The sequence below is a fragment of the Aeromonas sp. s2 genome (assembly GCF_040907935.1).
GTDB lineage: Bacteria > Pseudomonadota > Gammaproteobacteria > Enterobacterales > Aeromonadaceae > Aeromonas > Aeromonas dhakensis.
On the sequence record NZ_JBFOCR010000021.1, the window covers coordinates 79,652 to 98,427 of the forward strand.

General features: G+C 66.7%; 12 protein-coding genes. 10 read left to right on the plus strand and 2 right to left on the minus strand.

Translation table 11 applies throughout. The annotated features are described in order from the left end of the window. Nucleotides 1–54 precede the first annotated feature (54 nt). On the minus strand, nucleotides 55–294 hold the full coding sequence (locus AB5Y81_RS17735; protein WP_226014205.1) for a phosphopantetheine-binding protein: 240 nt from the start codon (nucleotides 292–294) through the stop codon (nucleotides 55–57). Between the two features lie 290 nt (nucleotides 295–584). Between AB5Y81_RS17735 and AB5Y81_RS17740 the strand changes: the two genes are divergently transcribed. Continuing rightward, the gene (locus tag AB5Y81_RS17740; protein WP_279485116.1) at nucleotides 585–4,874 is read left to right on the plus strand and encodes an amino acid adenylation domain-containing protein; all 4,290 of its coding nucleotides are present in this window, start codon (nucleotides 585–587) and stop codon (nucleotides 4,872–4,874) included. A gap of 66 nt (nucleotides 4,875–4,940) precedes the next feature. Next, a complete protein-coding gene (gene basC, locus AB5Y81_RS17745) occupies nucleotides 4,941–6,245 on the plus strand; it encodes a putative histamine N-monooxygenase (protein WP_341536323.1) in 1,305 nt (434 codons plus the stop codon). Nucleotides 6,246–6,281: 36 nt separating this feature from the next. Here basC and AB5Y81_RS17750 read toward each other — a convergent pair whose 3' ends face one another. Continuing rightward, nucleotides 6,282–8,432, minus strand: a complete 2,151-nt coding sequence (locus AB5Y81_RS17750; RefSeq protein WP_279485114.1) for a condensation domain-containing protein — start codon at nucleotides 8,430–8,432, stop codon at nucleotides 6,282–6,284. Between the two features lie 204 nt (nucleotides 8,433–8,636). Between AB5Y81_RS17750 and AB5Y81_RS17755 the strand changes: the two genes are divergently transcribed. The 8 genes from AB5Y81_RS17755 to AB5Y81_RS17790 all read left to right on the plus strand — a co-directional run bounded on the left by AB5Y81_RS17755 (nucleotide 8,637) and on the right by AB5Y81_RS17790 (nucleotide 18,726). After that, a complete protein-coding gene (locus tag AB5Y81_RS17755; protein ID WP_019840901.1) occupies nucleotides 8,637–9,149 on the plus strand; it encodes a sigma-70 family RNA polymerase sigma factor in 513 nt (170 codons plus the stop codon). Between the two features lie 114 nt (nucleotides 9,150–9,263). Next, nucleotides 9,264–11,069, plus strand: a complete 1,806-nt coding sequence (locus tag AB5Y81_RS17760; RefSeq protein WP_279485113.1) for an ABC transporter ATP-binding protein — start codon at nucleotides 9,264–9,266, stop codon at nucleotides 11,067–11,069. Next, nucleotides 11,063–12,802, plus strand: coding sequence for an ABC transporter ATP-binding protein (locus AB5Y81_RS17765; RefSeq protein ID WP_368146747.1), 1,740 nt, complete (start codon nucleotides 11,063–11,065; stop codon nucleotides 12,800–12,802). The genes AB5Y81_RS17760 and AB5Y81_RS17765 overlap by 7 nt, the downstream gene beginning before the upstream one ends. Further along, on the plus strand, nucleotides 12,799–13,737 hold the full coding sequence (locus AB5Y81_RS17770; protein ID WP_042050013.1) for an ABC transporter permease: 939 nt from the start codon (nucleotides 12,799–12,801) through the stop codon (nucleotides 13,735–13,737). The genes AB5Y81_RS17765 and AB5Y81_RS17770 overlap by 4 nt, the downstream gene beginning before the upstream one ends. Nucleotides 13,738–13,748: 11 nt before the next feature. Then, nucleotides 13,749–14,684, plus strand: a complete 936-nt coding sequence (locus AB5Y81_RS17775; protein WP_019840902.1) for an iron chelate uptake ABC transporter family permease subunit — start codon at nucleotides 13,749–13,751, stop codon at nucleotides 14,682–14,684. Next, the gene (locus AB5Y81_RS17780; protein ID WP_279485111.1) at nucleotides 14,681–15,463 is read left to right on the plus strand and encodes an ABC transporter ATP-binding protein; all 783 of its coding nucleotides are present in this window, start codon (nucleotides 14,681–14,683) and stop codon (nucleotides 15,461–15,463) included. Before AB5Y81_RS17775 ends, AB5Y81_RS17780 begins: the two co-directional genes overlap by 4 nt. Then, complete coding sequence (locus AB5Y81_RS17785) at nucleotides 15,460–16,416, plus strand: siderophore ABC transporter substrate-binding protein (protein ID WP_043170520.1); 957 nt, start codon at nucleotides 15,460–15,462, stop codon at nucleotides 16,414–16,416. Before AB5Y81_RS17780 ends, AB5Y81_RS17785 begins: the two co-directional genes overlap by 4 nt. A 129-nt stretch (nucleotides 16,417–16,545) precedes the next feature. Continuing rightward, the gene (locus tag AB5Y81_RS17790; RefSeq protein WP_279485110.1) at nucleotides 16,546–18,726 is read left to right on the plus strand and encodes a TonB-dependent receptor; all 2,181 of its coding nucleotides are present in this window, start codon (nucleotides 16,546–16,548) and stop codon (nucleotides 18,724–18,726) included. Nucleotides 18,727–18,776: the final 50 nt, after the last annotated feature.

An 18,776-nucleotide genomic window follows, 5' to 3' on the forward strand; every position in this document is an offset into this window, starting at 1 on the left:
CCCTTGCTGAATGATAAGAGCAATGCGTGAAATTGATTGAATATATACAGCCAGTCAGGCCGCCGGGGAGCCGCTCAGGAGCGCCCACCAGGCTGACAAGGTGGGCCTGCGCGCCAGCTCGTCAAAGCCGACATCGACCCCTTGTGCCTTCAGCTCTGCGGTAAAGCGCATGATGCTGAGGGAGTCCAGCCCATACAGCACCAGACTCTCCTCCGGATCCAGCTCCCCCTCCTCCACCAAGCTCTGTACTCGTTCATTCAACCACTCACGGGTCATGAATGTTGGTCTGCTCATGTTATTTCCTCACTGTCTGTCATGGTTATTTCTAGTCGTGATTGTTTAATCAACGCCCCCACCAAATTGCTGAAAACTGGATCGATTACTGTCAAAAAAGAGGTGCCGTCATACCGGTCTTAAATACCGTCAAGGGTCATCTCTGGCCACGACTGATGCCAATTTAATTAAGCGACTTATCGATATAACCATATGGGTTGACGGATTAAATTAACCTTGAAATGAAAATCATTCTCACCTTTAAATATATAAACAACGAAACACGACAAGTTGTCAACGCCATGAATGAGATGAAAGAACTGACCGCGATGCAGGCGGCTTGCTGGATGGGACGCAGCGCGCATGCCCATCTGGGGGGCGTCAGTGCCCACCTCTACGCCGAGTTTGACGGCCCGGCCCTCGATCTGGCGCGCCTGCACGGTGCGCTGGAGCGTCTCTATCAGGCGCACCCCATGCTGCGCCTGACCGTCACCCGGGACGGCGCTCAAACGCTGGGGGCTCCTGCCCCGGCCGTGCTGGAGATAGATGATTTCCGCTCCCTGAGCGGCCAGCCACTGGCCGATGCTCTGGCCCGCAAGCGGCAGGAGTGGGCCCACCAGCAACTCGATCTGAGCCGGGGTCAGGCGGCCCGCTTGTCCGTCACCCGGCTGGCAGAGCAGCGCCAGCGGCTGCACATCGACACCGACATGATGGCCGTCGATCCCTCCAGCGTGCGGATCCTGCTCGCCGATTTGGCCCGGTGGTACGAAGAGCCGGAGTGGACGCCACCGCCATCCCCCTCGTTTTTTGCCTGGCACGAGGCGGTGCAGACGCGCCTGCGTGAGCGTCGGGAACAGGATCGGCAGTGGTGGCGACAGCAACTGCCCGCGTTGGCGCCGGCGCCCACCCTGCCGCCCGCTCCGCAGCAGACTCCCCCCGCCAGCGAGCGTCTCAGCGCCACCCTGAATGCCGCCACCTGCCAGGCCCTCACCGCCCTGGCACGGCAGCGGCGCCTGACCCTCTCCAGCCTGATGCTGGGCCTCTTCGCCCACGCCCTGGGCAAGGCCACCGGCGACAGGCGTTTTCGCCTCAACGTCCCCTTCTTCTGGCGCGAGCCCGTGCTCGGCAACGAGCAGCGGATCGTCGGCGAGTTCGCCAACCTCACCCTGGTGGACGTGGACCTTGATCAGGCCGGCACGCTGGATGCGCTGTGCCGGCAACTGGCGGCCCAATGGCACCAGCGCCTCGGCCACGGCGCCTATTCCGGCGTGGCGGTGATGCGCGACCTCTCCCGCCACCACGGCTCGGCCCAGCTGGCCCCCATCGTCTTCACCGCCGCCCTGGATCTGGAAGGGGGCTCGCTGTTTGACGAACGGGTGCACAGGGTCTTCGGCGCCATGAACTGGGTCATCTCCCAGGGCCCCCAGGTAGCGCTGGATGCCCAGCTGGTGCGCCTGCGCGGCGAACTGCTCATCAACTGGGACGTCCGCCTCGATGCCCTGCCGCGCCCCTGGATCACCGCCCTCTTCGACGATCTGGTGGCACAGTTGCGCCAGCTGGCGCGGGATCCCGCCCTGCTCGACGCCCAGCTGCACCGCCGCCGCGAGGCCCCCCTGACGCCGCTGCAGCAGGCCTACCTGCTCGGGCGCACCACCCAGTTTCCGCTCGGGGGCGTGGCCATGCAGGAGTACCGGGAGTACCGCGGCAAGATGGAGCCGGCGCTGCTGCGCGCCCGCCTGCGGGAGATGGTGCAGCGCCACGATGCGCTGCGTACCCGCATCGATGCCGACCGCCTGGTACAGGTCGTCGATGACGAGGCGCGCCTCAATCTGCACGAACAGGACCTGCGTCAGCTGACCGAAGAGGAGGTGGCACCCAGGCTCGCTCGCCACCGGGAGGCATACAGCCATGCCCTGTTCGACCTGACGCAGTCCCCCTGGGATCTGACCCTGCTGCACCTGCCGGGAGACGAGCTGGTCGCCTTCGTGCGCATCGATGCCCTGATCCTGGATGGACACGCCATCGCCACCCTGATGCGCGAACTGTTCGAAGGAATAGTGGCCCCCGCGCAGCCCTCTCCGCCCGCTCACGAGCCCACGGCGGCGCAGCGGGAGCAGGCAGGGGACTACTGGCGACGCAAGCTGGCCAGGCTCGAGGGGCCACCGCGCCTGCCCTGGACCCAGCCGCTCGAAGGTCTGCGCAGTGCCCGTTACGCCCGCCAGCGGCAACGCATACCTGCCGGGCAGGCGGCCGCGCTCTACAAGCTGGGTGCCCGCCAGCACCTGTTCAAGAACACCACCCTGATGGCCGTCATCCTGGAGGTACTCTCCCGCTGGCGCGACGAGGGGGATCTCTGCGTGGCCGTGCCGGTGGCCCCGCCACCCGGCGGACCGCTGACCAACCGTTCCAGCTTTATCGCCCTCACCTGGCAGCCCGCAGAGGGCACCCTGCTGGAGCTGGCCCACATCCTGCAGCAGGACGTCATGGAGGGGCTGGATCGGCTCGCGTTCTCCGGGGTCGATATCGCCCGCCAGCTGGTGGAGACCCATGGCGGCGGGCCCGCCCTGCCCGTGGTCATCACCAACGGACTGGCCTGGCCGGTGGCCGCGTCAGAAAGCCCCATGCAGTGGCAAGGGGGCCTGACCCAGACACCCCAGGTCGCCATGGACATTCGCATCAGCCAGCAGGCCGACGGCACCCTGGTGCTCGACATCGACTACGCCAGCGAGGCCCTGGAGGCCGCGCTGGTGAGCGATCTGCTCGCGGCCATGGCGCGTGCCGTGGCACGGCTGGCGGAGGGAAAGGCATTTCACCTCCCTGACCTGGTCACCCCCACCCATGCCCGTCACAACAGCCTGCCGGACGCCGCCTGCCACACCGACTTCCTGCAGCGCATCGCCGATCGCCTGTTCCATCCGCAGCACGAGGCGGTGGCCCTGATCCAGGGGGAACGACGGTTCAGCTACCGGGAGCTTGGTCACGGCGTGGGGCGCGTGATGCATACCCTGAGCGAGGCCGGCATCGAGGCCGGGCAGGTCGTCTCCATCTGCCTGCCGCGCAGCCCAGAGCACACCATGGTGACCCTGGCCTGCGCCCTCAGCGGCATCATCTGGGTGCCCATCGATGCCGCCTCGCCAGCCGAACGCCGCCGCTATCTGCTGGACAACTGCTGCCCCGACCTGGTGGTGGCAGAGCCAGGCGCAGAGACGGGCTACCCCACGCTGACCCCGGCCACCCTGCTGGCCGGCTCCGACGCCCCCCTCGGCACGCCCTGGGCGGGGCGCAGTGCCCACACCACGCCGGCCTACTACCTCTATACCTCAGGCACCACGGGGCGCCCCAAGTGCGTGGTGCTGAGCAACCAGGCCACCGCCAACGTGATCGGCAGCACCCTGCAACGCTGGGGCATCACAGAGCAGGACAGGTTTCTCTCCGTCACCCCGCTGCACCACGACATGTCGGTCTTCGACGTGTTTGGCTGCCTGACCGCCGGCGCCACCCTGGTGCTGCCGGAGCCCGGCGCCGACAAGGATGCGGTGCACTGGGGCCGACTCATCGCGCGCCACGGCGTCACCCTCTGGTGTTCGGTGCCGGCCATGCTGGAGATGCTGCTCGCCTGCCACCCGGTCGACACGCTGCAGAGTCTGCGGCTCGTCGCCCAGGGGGGGGATTACATCAAGCCGGGCATCATAGAGCGCCTGCGCACCGGCCTGCCTGCCACCCGCCTCTTCTCCCTCGGCGGGCCGACCGAAACCACCATCTGGAGCATCTGGCACGAGATAAGCGCCGACGATCTGCAGCGCATACCCTACGGCACACCGCTGCCGGGCAATGCCTACTGGCTGCTGGACGAGCGCGGTGAACACTGCCCGCTCGGGGTGGCGGGCCGCATCCATACCAGCGGCGTCAACCTGGCCCTCGGCTACCTAGAACAGGGGCAGCTTGTCCAGACCGACTTCGTCACCCTCACCGATGACAAGGGCCAACCGGTGCGTGCGTTTCGCACCGGCGATCGGGGCCGCTACCGCCGCGACGGCACCCTGCTGTTCGACAGCCGGGTCAACGGTTACATCAAGGTGCGCGGGGTGCGTGTCTCGCTGCCCGACGTCGAGAGTGCTCTCATCACCCATCCGGCCCTCGCCCAGGTGCTGGTGGTGGAGTACGGCGACGAGCAACAGGGGGAGCTGGGGATCGGGCTGCTCTACGTCTGCGCCACCGGCCACCGGCTGGACCCGGCCGCCCTGCGCGAGTTTGCCCGGGCGCAGTTGCCGGCCTCCCATGTGCCGACCCGCGCCCTGGCCGTCGAGCAGTTGCCCCTCACCGCCAACGGCAAGCCGGACAAGCACGCCGCACGCACCCTGCTGGTGCAACCCGCCCCCCGTCACGGGGTACTCGACATCTATCTGGAGGTGCTGGGCGCGGCACCGGGCAGTGCCGACAGCCGGCAGCCCTTTACCGCACTGGGGTTGCGGCCCCAGCACCTGAAGACCATTTCGGCCCGGCTGCACGAACGCTTCGCCGTGGAGCTGTCACCGGGCCAGCTGCTGGCCTGCCGCACGGCGGCCGACGTCGAGGGGCTGCTGGCCAGCGTGCACGCCTGACTCTGCGCCCCGGCATGGCCGGGGCGCATCACCTTTTCTTTGGGAGTGTTTATGGAGACCACACACGTGGATATCGCCGGGGTCGGCATCGGCCCCTTCAACCTGGGGCTGGCCGCCCTGCTGGACCGGCATCCCGAGCTGAGCGGGGTGTTTCTGGATCGCAAACCGGCCTTCAGCTGGCACCAGGGGCTCCTGCTGCCGGGCACCACGCTGCAGGTGCCCTTCCTGGCCGACCTGGTCACCCTGGCCGACCCGACCCATCCGCTGAGCTACCTCAACTACCTGCACCGGCACGACCGGCTCTACCCCTTCTACTACTACGACCACTTCCAGATCCCGCGCCGCGAGTATGACCACTACTGCCGCTGGGCCGCCGAGCAGCTCCCCGGCTGCCGCTTTGGCGAAGAGGTGGTGGCGGTGCATTACGATGCGGGCAAGGAGCGTTTCTGCCTCGAGAGCCGCGACGCCGACGGCCGGCCCCGCCACTACCAGAGCCGTGATCTGGCCATCGGCATTGGCACCCGTCCGACCCTGCCCGCCTGGGCGCAGGGGATCGAACACCCGAATCTGCTGCACTCCGCCGACTTCCTGCACGCCAGGGAGCGCCTGGCCGCCTGCCGCCGGGTGACCGTGGTCGGCTCCGGGCAGAGTGCGGCCGAGTGCGTGCTGGCCCTGTTCCAGACGCTCACGCCGGAGCGGGTGGCCGCCGGGGCGGCCATCCAGTGGATCACTCGGGCCCCCGGCTTCCACCCCATGGAGTACTCCAAGCTGGGGCAGGAGTGCTTCACCCCCGGCTACATGGACTATTTCCAGCGCATCCCGCGGGAGAAACGGCGCGCCATCGTGGCCGGACAGGGGATGCTCTACAAGGGGATCAGCTTCGCGACCATAGGCGCCCTGTTCGACCTGATCTACGAGCGATCCATCGGCGGCCAGACACCCGGGCTGACCCTCTTCTCCAGCTGCAATCTGGAGGCGGCCGAAGTCCTGAGCGACGGAGCCCTGCGTCTGACCTGCCACCACACCCAGCTCGATCAGCGTTGTACCCTCGAGGCCGATGCCGTGGTGGCCGCCACCGGCTATGCCCACGCCTGGCCCGCCTGGTTCGAACAATTGAAGGGCGAGGTGCTGGCCGTGGACGAACAGGGGGACTGCATAGTGCAGGAGGACTTCACCGCCCGCCGCGCCGATCGGGGCACAGGCCGGGTCTTCATCCACAACGCCGACATCTTCCAGCAGGGGGTAGGCTCGCCGGATCTGGGGCTCGGGCCCAACCGCAATGCCCGCATCCTCAACCAGCTGCTGGGCCGCGCCCACTACCACCTGCCCGCCCGCACCACCTTCCAGCACTACGGTCTGCCGACCGACTGAGCCAAACAGTGAGCCCCCTTGCGGGGGCTCACGCCATCACACCTGTGGGGCCTGGGCCGCGAGCGGGCTGGCAGTCCCCTCCCGCATCAGCCGTTCGAGCAACCGGTCAAGCAGGGTGCAGAGGGTTTGTACCTGGGCCGGGCTGTAGCGACCGTCCCGGTAGGTGATGACCAGCCGCAGCCGCCGTTCATCGTCCAGCACGTCCTCCATGATCTCGAACTGCAGGCCGAACATGGTTTCGGTCTTGTCCGCATCGATCTGGCGGTAGCGCAGCCCCTCGCCCGCCGGGGTCGGCAAACGGCCGTTGAGGGCATTGCTGGCGTGGATCTGGATGTAGACGTCGAACAGCAAGCCGTCGGCCGGCGTCATGCCCAATCCCTGCTGGATCTGTTCGAGCGGCACGTCCGCCTGGCAGAGTGAGTCGTTGATGGTGCGGGTCACCTGACGCAGCAGATCGCCAAACCGGGTGGTCGCGGCAAACGACACCCGATGCGCCACCATGGTAGTGAAATAGCCCACCGAGTCGAAGAAGGCGGGATCGGTGCGCCCCGAGGTCGAGGTACCGATCAGGATCTCCTCGGCCTGACCCAACTGGTGCAAGGAGAGGGCGATGGCCGTGTACATCAGGGTAAAGAGGGAGGCATCGTGGGCGCGGGCCAGCTCATAGAGCCGGGCCAGCGTGCCCTCGGCCGGCTGCCACTCGTGCCAGCGGGCGGCCCAGGTTTCCCCCTGCAGGGGCATCACCGGCAAGGGAGGACGGCGGGAAGCCGGCACGGCGCCGTGCAGCAGACGGGTCCAGTAGGCCAGGTGCGTCTCGTTGATACCATCCGCCGCCTGCCGATGGGCAAAATCGTGAAACGCCGGCGCCGGTGCATCCCAGCGGGGGGCAATCCCGGCGGCGCGAGCCAGGTAGGCCTGAGCCAGCTCCCCCATCATCAGGTTGATGGACCATTCATCCACCACCATGTGGTGCACCAGCAAGGAGAGCTGCTGGCGCCCCGTGGCCGGATCGCGCAGGAAACGGATCCGCAGCGGCAGCTCCCGGGTCAGGTCGAAGCGATGGGCCGCTGCGTCGGCCAAGGTCATCCCCTGCGACTCGGCACTGCCCCAGAACCAGCGATAGCCGGCCAGCTGATCGACCGGGAGAATGCGTTGCCGCACTTCGCCATCCTGCGTCATGAACAGGGTCCGCAAACTGGCGTGGCGCTCGATAATATCGGCAAAGGCGCGAGCAAACAGGGGCTCGTCCACCTCGTCAATAAAATCGAGGGCAAAGGGAAGATTAAAAATGGTGCCAAAGTCGTGGGCTTCATAAGCCCGCCACAGAGAGGCCTGCGCCAGGGCGAGCGGAGCCGGTGCCCTGTTATTTGCCGGGACGGCTTCCGGTAGTGAAGCCTGCTCTGATATCACGGCCTTGCGTGCCAGGGCAGCCGCCGTCGGCGATTCGAAAAAGTCGTTGAAGCGGCACTCGATACCGTGCTCGCTCAGTAATTTCCCAATAATTCTGGTCGCCAGCAGGGAGTGACCACCATTATCAAAAAAGTCATCATCCGGTCCCATATCGGGCGATGACAAGGCACGGCGAAATTCCTCAAGAATAATCCGTGAAATATTCTTGCCGACATCATGAGCAGGGGCACAAGAGGCTGGTGTGGCAATGCATGCCGGGGATGATAGCAGCAGCGGCGTTTGCCCGGCCTGGCCGGTAGCCAACCGATCGTAGTGCTGCTTCAGCGCCGCCATCAGGGTCTGTGGCGAGCTCTGTTCCGCAAGCACAGGATGCAGCACCAGCGCCAGTGTCACACTACTTTCTGCGTTGATAATCAATGCCTTGAAAGGCGGCTGGCGGGCACTGTCCCAGGGGGCCTGCTGCACTCGCCGTACCAGCTCATCCACCTCGTCAGCCGCCAGACGATGAAATTCCAGACAGGGATACCAGCCATTTATCTGATATTTAAATAGATCGCCATCGGCACTGAAAAAATAACGGGCATTGAGTTCCGGCTGCTCATTTATTAATAACTCAACACTCAATATCAACAGCGAAATATCAATATCGTCAGGGAGCGGCCAACACATCGCCTGTTTAATTATCTGCTCGGGCTGCTGTTGTTGTAACAACCAGCAGCTCTCTTCATGGGCACTGACAGGCAGCTCAAGCAGCCCCTCATTATGGAATTGCAGCAAAAGCCATCTCCTTCTCTGTGGAAATATAACCCTGTGAATTACGTCTGTTTTATTTGAAATAACCACGGACACATGCCCCTCCCCCCTAATTGGCGGGAAAGGCATTGCGATATATCGATGAACACGATACCGTGCAAATGATTACCATAATGATTTTCATTCTCAAATAAAAATAACACGAGGTTCAGGAGAGAAATCGTGGAAATGGGCACAGGCTCCTTCCAGGCGCAGTTGCATCGTCTGTATCAGGAACATCACGGATGGCTCTGCTCGCTGCTAAGACGCAGGTTGGGCAACAGCTGCGACGCCGCGGATCTGGCGCACGACATCTACCTTCAGCTGCTGCGCAAGGGACATATCCCCACGGCGGCCGAGTGCCGTCGCCATCTGATGCAGATCGCCAAGGGCAAGGTGATCGATCTCTACCGCCGGCGTGCGCTGGAGGCTCGCTACCTCGAGCAGCAGAGCTACCAGCCCGACGCTCAGGCCCCCTCGGAAGAGCTGCGCGCCATGCAGCGCGAGGCGCTGGGAGCCGTCGCATCGGCCCTGCAACGCCAGTCCCCCAAGATCCGCCAGGCCCTGTTGCTCTCCCGCCTCGGCGGCCTCGGTTATCAGGACATCGCCAGCCAGCTGCAGGTGTCCGTTTCATCGGTCGAGAAGTATATCGCCCAGGGCGTGCAAAGCTGCCATCGCAGCCGGCCTGGCGGCGGCATCTGACCCGGATGGGGGAAATAAAAAGATTCATTTGAGGTTTTTCATCCCCCGTACGGAAAACCACAGAGATCCGGTCGCTCGTCGCGGCCACCATCACTTCACCGTGGAGAAATAGCCATGAAGGCAGACGATGTGCAGTGCCCCGAGGCCAATGCTGGCGGGCCCATCAGCCGCGTGCTGGCCCCCATTCGCGGCCACCTGATCGCCGCCGCCCTGCTGGCGGCCATCGGCGCCATGCTGACCCTGGTCCCGCTGGCCGGGATCGCCCACCTGGCGGGCCTGATGCTGGACGATGCCGCCGTGCCAGGAGACGCGATCACCACAGTGCTCGGGATCAGCCTGGCCTGCCTGTTCGGCGGCATGATCCTGCTCAGCGCCGGCGATCTGGTGGCCCACCTGGCCGACAACCGCATCACCGGCCAGCTGCGCCTGACCCTGACCCGGCGGCTGGCCCGGGTGCCCCTCGGCTGGTTCACCGCCCGCGCCTCGGGGGAGGTCAAACAGGCGATGCAGGACGACATCGGCACCCTGCACAGCCTGACGGCCCACTTCTACACCACCCTGGGCCGCTGCAGCGGCGCCGTGCTCATCTCCCTGATCTACCTCTTCGCCATGGACTGGCGGATGGCCCTCATCGCCCTCTCCCCCTTCCCGCTCTTCTTCCTGTTCTCCGCCCGCGCCCACCGCGCCAGCGCCGCCAACATGCAGCAGTTCGGCGCCGGCATGGCCCGCATCAACAACGCCGTGGTGGAGTTCGTGAGCGGCATCCCCGTGGTCAAGGCCTTCGGCGTGCAAGGCCGGCTGCACACCAGCTACCGCAACGCCATCGATGACTTTGCCCGCGCCTTCACCGATTTCACCCGTCCGCTGGTCGCGGCCATGGCCAACGCCAACGCCATCATGGCCCCCGCCTCGGTCCTCGGGGTGGTGCTGGCCGGCGCCGTGGTGATGGTGCGAGCGGGTGCCATGACACCGGCCGAGGTGTTGCCCTTTGTGCTGGTCGCGCCGGGGCTGTGCGCCCCCCTGATGCTGCTGAGCTACCTCAAGCACGATCTCGGCAGCGCCACCGCGGCCGCCGAACGGATCCACGGCCTGCTCGCCACTCCGGTATTGACGGAGCCCGCCGCCGGCACCGGTTTGCAGCCGGCCGACAACACCCTGCGCCTCGAGCAGGTGAGCTACCGCTACGACGACCAGCCCCCGGTGCTCAGCGAGCTGACCGTCACCCTGACCCCGGGCACGGTCACCGCCATCGTCGGCGCCTCCGGGGCCGGCAAATCGACTCTGGCCAGACTGCTGTTGCGCTTCTTCGACCCGAGCGAGGGGCGCATCACCCTGGGCGGGGTGGACCTGCGCGATCTCGAGAGCCGCGAGCTCTATCGCCACATCGGCTTCGTGCTGCAAGAGGTGCGCCTGGTGCACGCCAACCTGCACGACAACATCGCCCTCGGCCGCCCCGGCGCCAGCCGCCAGGAGGTCGAGGCCGCCGCGCGCCGCGCCAACATCCACGACCGCATCCTGGCCCTGCCGCGGGGCTACGACGCCGTGGTCGGTGAGGACGCCAACCTCTCCGGCGGCGAGCTGCAACGGGTCAGCATCGCCCGCGCCCTGCTGCTCGACCCGCCGGTGCTGGTGCTCGACGAGGCCACCGCCGCCGCCGACGCCGACAACGAGGTGAAGCTGCAACAGGCGCTCTCCACCTTCGCCAGCGGCCGCACTCTGGTCGTCATCGCCCACCGGCTCGACACCGTGATGCACGCCGACCGGATCCTGGTGCTCGACAACGGCGTCCTGTGCGAGCAGGGGCGCCACCACGAACTGCTGGCACGCCGCGGCCGCTATGCCCGCCTGTGGGAACAGGGGGGATACGACACTCCCGCCCAGACCCACACCCCTCATCAGGAGGCCGTCCCCACATGCTGAACACCTTCCTGCGCCTGCTCGGCGACGACGCCGTCCTGCTGCGCCGCTACGGCCTGCTGGCCCTGCTCTACGGCCTGCTCTGCGGCCTGACCCTGGTCTGCCTCATCCCGGTGCTCACACACCTGCTGCGCGCCGAGACCGACGCCGCCACCGGCTGGCTGCTGGTGCAGCTGATCGGCGTGCTGCTCTGCTGGAACCTGCGCCGCCGGGTGGAAAAGGCTGGCATCGCCGTGGGGATCGCGGTGCTGCGCACCGGCCGCCACGCCCTGGGCGAGCACGTGGGCAGCCTGCCCATCGGCTGGTTCACCCCGGCCAACACAGCCCGCCTCAACCACCTGGCCTCGCAAGGCATGATGGAGCTGGCCCAGCTGCCGGCCCACGTCTTCACCCCCCTGCTCGGCGGGGTGATCACCCCGCTGGTGGTGCTGGTGGCCCTGTTTGCCCTCGATGTGCAGCTCGGCCTCATCGCCCTGATCGCCCTGCCGCTGCTGGTGGCGGTCTTCCTGCTCACCACCCGCCTCAACCAGCACGCCGACCAGACCTTCCACCAGCATGCCGCCGATACCAGCCAGCGCATGGTGGAGTTTGCCCAGGCCCAGTCGGTGCTGCGCGCCTTCAACGGCGAGCAGGGGGGCACCCGCTTCCTCGAGCAGGCCATCGCCCAGCAGCAAGCCTCCGGCAGGCAGTTGATCCGGCTCACTGCCCTGGCCTCGGGGCTCAACGTCTGGGCAGTGCAGGCCTGCTTTGCCACCCTGTTGCTGGTGGCCGCCCAACACCTGGGCGGTGCCGACAGGGAGAGCCTGATCGCCGCCCTGGTGACCCTGGTGCTCATCAACCGCTTCATCGATCCCCTGCTCGACGTGGCCGGCTACAGCGACGTGCTGCGCGGCGCCCGTGCCCAGCTGGCGGCCCTGCAAACCATGTTCGACTACCCGGCCCAGCCGCAGCCGGCCACTCCTGCCACCCCGCTGGATGGCTCAGTGGAGCTGCGCGGGGTGCATTTTGGCTATGACCCGGCCCACCCGCAGGTGCTCAAGGGGGTGGATCTGGCGGTGGCGCCCGGCAGCATGACGGCGCTGGTCGGTGCCTCGGGCTCGGGCAAGAGCACAGTACTGCGGCTCATCGCCCGCTTCTTCGACGTCGGCGAAGGGGCCGTGCTGGTGGGAGGGGTGGACGTGCGCGCCATGAGCGGTGAGACCCTGGCCAGTCACATCAGCCAGATCTTCCAGGATGCCTATCTGTTCCAGGGCACCATTGCCGACAACATCCGCATCGGCAAGCCCGAGGCCAGCGATGCCGAGCTGCTGCACGCCGCCCATCAGGCCGGGGTGAGCGAGATAGTCGAGCGCCTGCCGCTCGGGCTCGACACCCAGGTTGGCGAGGGTGGTGCGCGCCTCTCGGGGGGCGAGCGCCAGCGGATCGCCATCGCCCGCGCCCTGCTCAAGGACGCCCCCATTCTGCTGGTGGACGAGGCCACCGCCGCGCTGGATGCGGAGAACCAGGCCGCCATCACAGAGACGCTGGCCCGGCTGCGGGGCAAACGCACCCTGATCGTCATCGCCCACCAGCTCTCGACCGTGGCCATGGCCGATCAGATAGTGGTGCTCGACGATGGCATGGTGTGCGAGCAGGGCCCCCACGCCGTCCTCAGCCGCCAGCCGGGGCGCTATGCCCACTTCCTGGCGCAGCGCGCCAGCGCCAAGGGGTGGCGCCTGACCGGAGAGGACGCGTGAGGGCGCTCCTGCTGCCGGCGACCCTGCTGGTGCTGGCCACGTGCTCCCTGCTGATCGGGGCGCGCCCCCTCCCGCTGGCGGAGCTCTTCGCCGGGGATGGCCTGCTCACCCTCACCGCCAGTCGCCTGCCGCGGCTGGCGGCGGTGCTGTTGACCGGCGCCGGGCTGGCGGTGGCCGGCGTCATCCTGCAGCAGATAGTGCAGAACCGCTTTGTCGAGCCCGCCACCTCCGGCGGGCTCGACGCCGCCAAGCTCGGCATCCTGATCGCCCTGACCCAGCTGCCCGCCGCCGGCACCACCGGCCGCATGCTGCTGGCGCTCGCCTTCTGCTTTGCCGCCAGCCTGCTGTTCATCGTCATCGTGCGCCGCATCCGCTTCAAGAATACCGTGCTGATCCCGGTGATCGGCCTCATGTATGGCAGCGTGCTGAGCGCCCTCGCCGAGTTCTACGCCTACCAGCACAACATACTGCAGAGCATCCAGGGCTGGATGCTGGGGGACTTTTCCAAGGTGGTCGAGGGCAACTACGAGATCATCTACCTCATCCTGCCCATCACCCTGCTGACCTATCTCTACGCCCACCGCTTCACCGTGCTCGGCATGGGGGAGGAGGCCGCCGCCAGCCTGGGGCTCGGGTACTCGGCCACCGCCACCCTCGGCCTGCTGCTGGTGGCGGTCACCGTGGCCGCCACCGTCATCACGGTCGGCGCCATCCCCTTCGTCGGGCTGGTGATCCCCAATCTGGTGGTGCTGCGCCACGGCCAGCACCTGAGAAAGACCCTGCCGCTGGTGGCCCTCTACGGTGCCCTGCTGCTGCTGGCGTGCGACCTGCTGAGCCGGCTGCTGATCCACCCCTTCGAGGTGCCCATCGGACTCACCGCCGGCAGCCTCGGCGGCGTGCTGTTCTTGCTGCTGATCCTCTGGCAGCGCCGATGAGAGAGACTCTTATGCGTTACGGGATCTGGGGGCTGCTGGCCCTGCTCGCCGCGACCTTTGTGCTGTTCGGGTCGGATCTCGACACCGGCTACATCATCCCCCAGCGGCTGCTGCGCCTGGCCGCCATCACAGTCGCCGGCGTCTGCATCGCGGTCTCGGCCATCAGCTTCCAGACCCTGGCGGGCAACCGAATCCTGACCCCCGCCATCATGGGGTACGAGGCGGTCTATCTGCTGCTGCAAGCCCTGCTGGTGCTGCTGCTCGGCAACCAGAGCCTGCTGCTGCTCGGGCGCGAGGAGAACGGCGTGCTGTCGCTGCTGCTGATGCTGGGGTACTCGGCCATCATCCACCGCTGGCTGTTCCGGCCCGGGCAGACCGATCTGTTCCAGCTGCTGCTGACGGGGCTGGTGCTGACCATGGTGTTTGGCACCCTGACCCAGTTTGTCCAGCTCAAGACCAGTCCGGGGGAGTTCGCCATCCTGCAGGGGTTCGGCTATGCCTCGTTCAACCGGGCCCAGCCGCCGGAGCTGCTGATGGGGGGCGGCCTGGTCGCCCTGGTCTGTCTCGTCATCGCCCGCCGCCAGGCCGAGCTCGACGTGCTGGCGCTCGGGCGCGAGCAGGCCAGCTCGCTCGGGGTGGATTACCGGCGGGCGGTACGCCTGCACCTGGCACTCATCGCCGTGCTGGTGGCCGTCTCCACCAGCCTGGTCGGCCCCACCGCCTTCATGGGGGTGTTCGTGGCCAACATCAGCTATGCCCTGGCGCGCACCTTCCGCCACCGGGTCACCCTGCCGCTCGGCTGTGCCATCGCCATCGCGCTCTTCATCCTGGCCCAGTTCCTGGTGGAGCAGATCTTCAACTACCGCACCACGGTCAGCATCCTCATCAACCTGGTGTGCGGCACCTACTTCCTCGCCCTGATGGTCAAAACCAGAGGATCGCCATGATCTCCCTCGAACAGGTTCACCAGCGCTACGGCGATCGCGCCGTCCTGCGCGACATCACAGTCGACTTCCCGGCCGGTCGGGTCACCTCGCTGATCGGCCCCAACGGCGCCGGCAAGAGCACCCTGCTGATGGCCATGGCCCGCCTGCTGCCCATCAGCCATGGGCGGATACGCCTGGGGGGCACCGACCTGCACCGCTTCACCGCCCGTGACTACGCCAAGCGGGTCGCCACCCTGCGCCAGTCGCCGGACGTGGGGCTGCGACTGACGGTCGACGAGCTGGTCGCCTTCGGCCGCTTCCCCTACAGCCAGGGCAACCTGACCCGGGAAGACCGCATCGCGGTCGACGAGGCCATCGACTTTCTCTCCCTCGCCCCCTTGCGCCGGGCCTACCTCGACGAGCTGAGCGGCGGGCAGCGGCAGCTGGCCTACCTCGCCATGACCGTCGCCCAGCAGACCGACTGCCTGCTGCTCGACGAGCCCCTCAACAACCTCGACATGAAGCACGCGGTGCAGCTGATGCAGGCGATCCGCCGCCTCAGCGACGAGCAGGGGCGCACCCTGGTCCTGGTGGTGCACGACATCAACTTCGCCGCCAACTATTCCGATCACATCGTCGCCATGAAGGGAGGCGCGCTTGCGGGCAGCGGCCCGGTCGCCGAGATGGTCACCCCGGCCAACCTGGAGGCGCTCTACGACCTGCGTTTCGACATACTGCCGAGCCAGCGCGGCCTGCTGTGCAACTACTTCAACCCAACCCCGTCTGGAGAATTGTTATGAGGATCAATACGCTCACCGCCGTGCTGCTGGCCGCCATCGCAGGGCTCACCGGCTGCGACGCCCCCAGGGAGCAGGCCGCCACCGGGGCCGACGGCACCGTGGTCACCGTGACCCACCAGCTCGGCACCACCCGGGTCGTCACCCCGCCCAAGCGGGTGGTGGCCTTTGACATGAGCGAACTCGATACCCTGGATCAGCTGCAGGCTCCGGTGGCCGGCATCGCCAAGGATTACGTGGCGCACTTCCTGCAGCGTTACCGGGACGACCCGGCCGTGATGGACGTGGGCACCACCATCCAGCCCAACCTGGAGCGGCTGCACAAGCTCAAGCCGGATCTCATCCTCATCTCCCCCCTGCAGGCCCAAAGCTACGAGGCGCTGAGCCAGATAGCCCCGACCCTGCACTACGACATCGACATGACCAACCGCGACGGCCACATCCTGGAGGCCGCCAAGGCCCACCTGCTCACCCTCGGCACCCTGCTCGGCCAGGAGGCGCTGGCCAAAGAGAAGGTGCAGCAGATGGACGCCAAGATCGCCGAGGTGCAGGCGCTGACGCGGGATCGTCCGGAAAGAGCGCTGATCGTGCTGCACAACAACGGCGCCTTCACCGCCTTTGGCACCCAATCCCGCTACGGCTTCCTGTTCGACACCCTGGGGGTCAAGCCGGCCGGATTGGAGAGGGACACCGGCATGCACGGCCAACCCATCTCCAACGAGTTCATCCAGCAGGCCGACCCGGACATCCTGTTCGTCATCGACCGCACCGCCGTGATGGAGCGACGCACGGCCATCGACGCCAGCACCCTGGACAACCCGCTACTGCGCCAGACCAAGGCGTGGCGCAACGGCAAGGTGCGCTTCGTCGACCCCGAAACCTGGTACCTCTGCACCGCCAGCTTCACCTGCCTGAACCGCATCGCCGACGAGGTGATGGCCGCCTATCGCAGCTGATCCCCCGTGCCTGGCCAACGCCGGGCACCAACACGCAAATGAGAGTTATTTTTATTTGAGGATTTGAGAGTGTCATCCGGAAAGCATAAGGAGACAAAAACGCACTCCTCACCCTGAAAGGAATCCTGCATGCAGACATTGCACTCATCCTCCCTTGCCGTGCCGCGCCACGGACTCTCCCGCCTGACGCTGGTCATCCTGGCCGGCCTGCAACTGGGTAGCGCCTGGGCCGCCCCGACTCCCCGTGAAGAAGCCGCCCCCCGTCCCGACGAAGTCGTGGTGGTGGAGGGTCGCAAGGCCTACGCCGGCGGCCAGGTCGCCGCCGACAACCGGGTCGGCCTGCTCGGCAACAAGCCCTTCCTGGAGACGCCGTTCAACACGGTGAGCTACACCGAGGAGTACATCGAGGATCGCCAGGCCCAGGACATAGGCGCCGTGGCCGGTGCCACCAACCCCTCGGTCTATGTGCCGAGCAAGCGCAGCCTGTTCGAGACCTTCTACATCCGCGGCTTCAACACCAACGCCAACGACATCACCTTCAACGGCCTCATCGGCATGGCACCGAACATGCGCAGCTCCACCGAGATGGCCGCGCGGGTCGACGTGCTCAAGGGGCCCTCGGTACTGCTCAACGGCATGCCGCCGGATGGCAGCGTGGGCGGCAACATCAACATAGTGCCCAAGCGCGCCGGCAAGACCCCCCTGGCCAAGGTCACCGCCAGCTATGAATCGGACGGCCTCGGCGGCGTGCACCTGGACCTGGGTCGCCGTTTCGGCGACGAGCAGCAGTGGGGGGTACGCTTCAACGGTGTCTATCGGGACGGGGACACCGCGGTCAACGACCAGCAGCACAAGATGGAGCTCACCTCGGTTGGGCTGGACTGGCGCGGCGAACGGGCCCGCGCCTCGGCCGATCTCTACCGTCAGCACGAGCGGGTGGACGGGGTGAACTACTTCGGCATCTTCTCGGTCGCCAGCCAGGTAACCCAGCTGCCCGAGCCCAAGCGCGGTGACTACTCCCTGGCGCCAGCCTGGGCCTACACCATCAACGACACCAAGGCCGCCGTGCTGCGCGCCGAGTATGATCTGACCGACAACCTCACCGCCTTCATCGCCTGGGGCCAGCGTGACGGCGGCTACAGCGCCCTCATCACCCGCAACACCCTGCTCAACGACGCCGGCGACATCAATGCCATGGCGGCCCGCTCCGAGCGGGACGGCACCCAGCGCTCCGGCGAGGCGGGCCTGCGCGGCACCTTCGGCACAGGACCGGTCGATCACGCCTGGTCGCTGGCCGCCACCCGCTACACCTCGGAGCAGACCTTCCGGGACAAGATATTCTTCAACCACGCCATGACCAACTACGACCGGCTGGACTTCGGGCCCGCGCCGGATCTCGCCGGGTACGGTGCCGTCACCTCGCGCAGCGAGGCGACCCTGGCGAGCGTGGCGCTGGTCGATACCCTCTCCTTCCTCGATGGCGACCTGCAGTGGACCCTGGGGGCCCGCCGCCAGACGGTCGAGAGCAGCAACTTCAACGGCAGCGGCGACCAGACCGCCCGCTACGAGGAGAGCCGGGTCTCGCCCGCCACCACTCTGCTGGTCAAGCTGCGCGACGATTTCGCCGTCTACACCAACTACATCGAGGGGTTGAGCCAGGGGGGCGCGGCGCCGAACACCGCCAGCAATGCCGGCGAGATCATGAAGCCCTATCAGACCAAGCAGTATGAGGTCGGTGCCAAGCTGGATCTGGGCCACTTCGCCCATACCCTGAGTCTGTTCCAGATCGCCAAGCCGAGCGCCTACACAGACCCCAGCTCCAACGTCTACGGGGTCTACGGGGAACAGCGCAACCGCGGCATCGAGTGGGATCTGTTCGGTGAGCTCACCCCCGAGTTGCGCCTGCTGGGCGGGGCCTCCTACACCCAGGCTGAGCTGACCAAGGCGCTCAACGAGAGCAACGTCGGCCACCAGGCCACCGGGGTGCCCAAGTGGATGGCCAAGCTCGGCGCCGAGTACGATCTGGCCGCCGTGCCGGGGCTGACCCTGACCGGCAACACCCAGTTCATCGGCGAGCGCTTCGTCACCGATGACAACCGCCTCTCGCTGCCCTCCTACACCACCTTCGACCTGGGGGCCCGCTACACCATGCGGATCGCCGACCACGCGCTGACCGTGCGGGCCGCGGTGCAAAACCTCACCGGTCGCGACTACTGGATCGGCTCCTGGTCCGGCGGTGACGGCAGCGGCCTCTCCGGCGGTCTGGGGGCGCCACGCACCTTCCAGCTCTCCACCTCGCTCACCTTCTAAGCAGCAGAAAAGCCATTGTCAAAATGGCTTTTCTTTTATGTGCCTCGGAT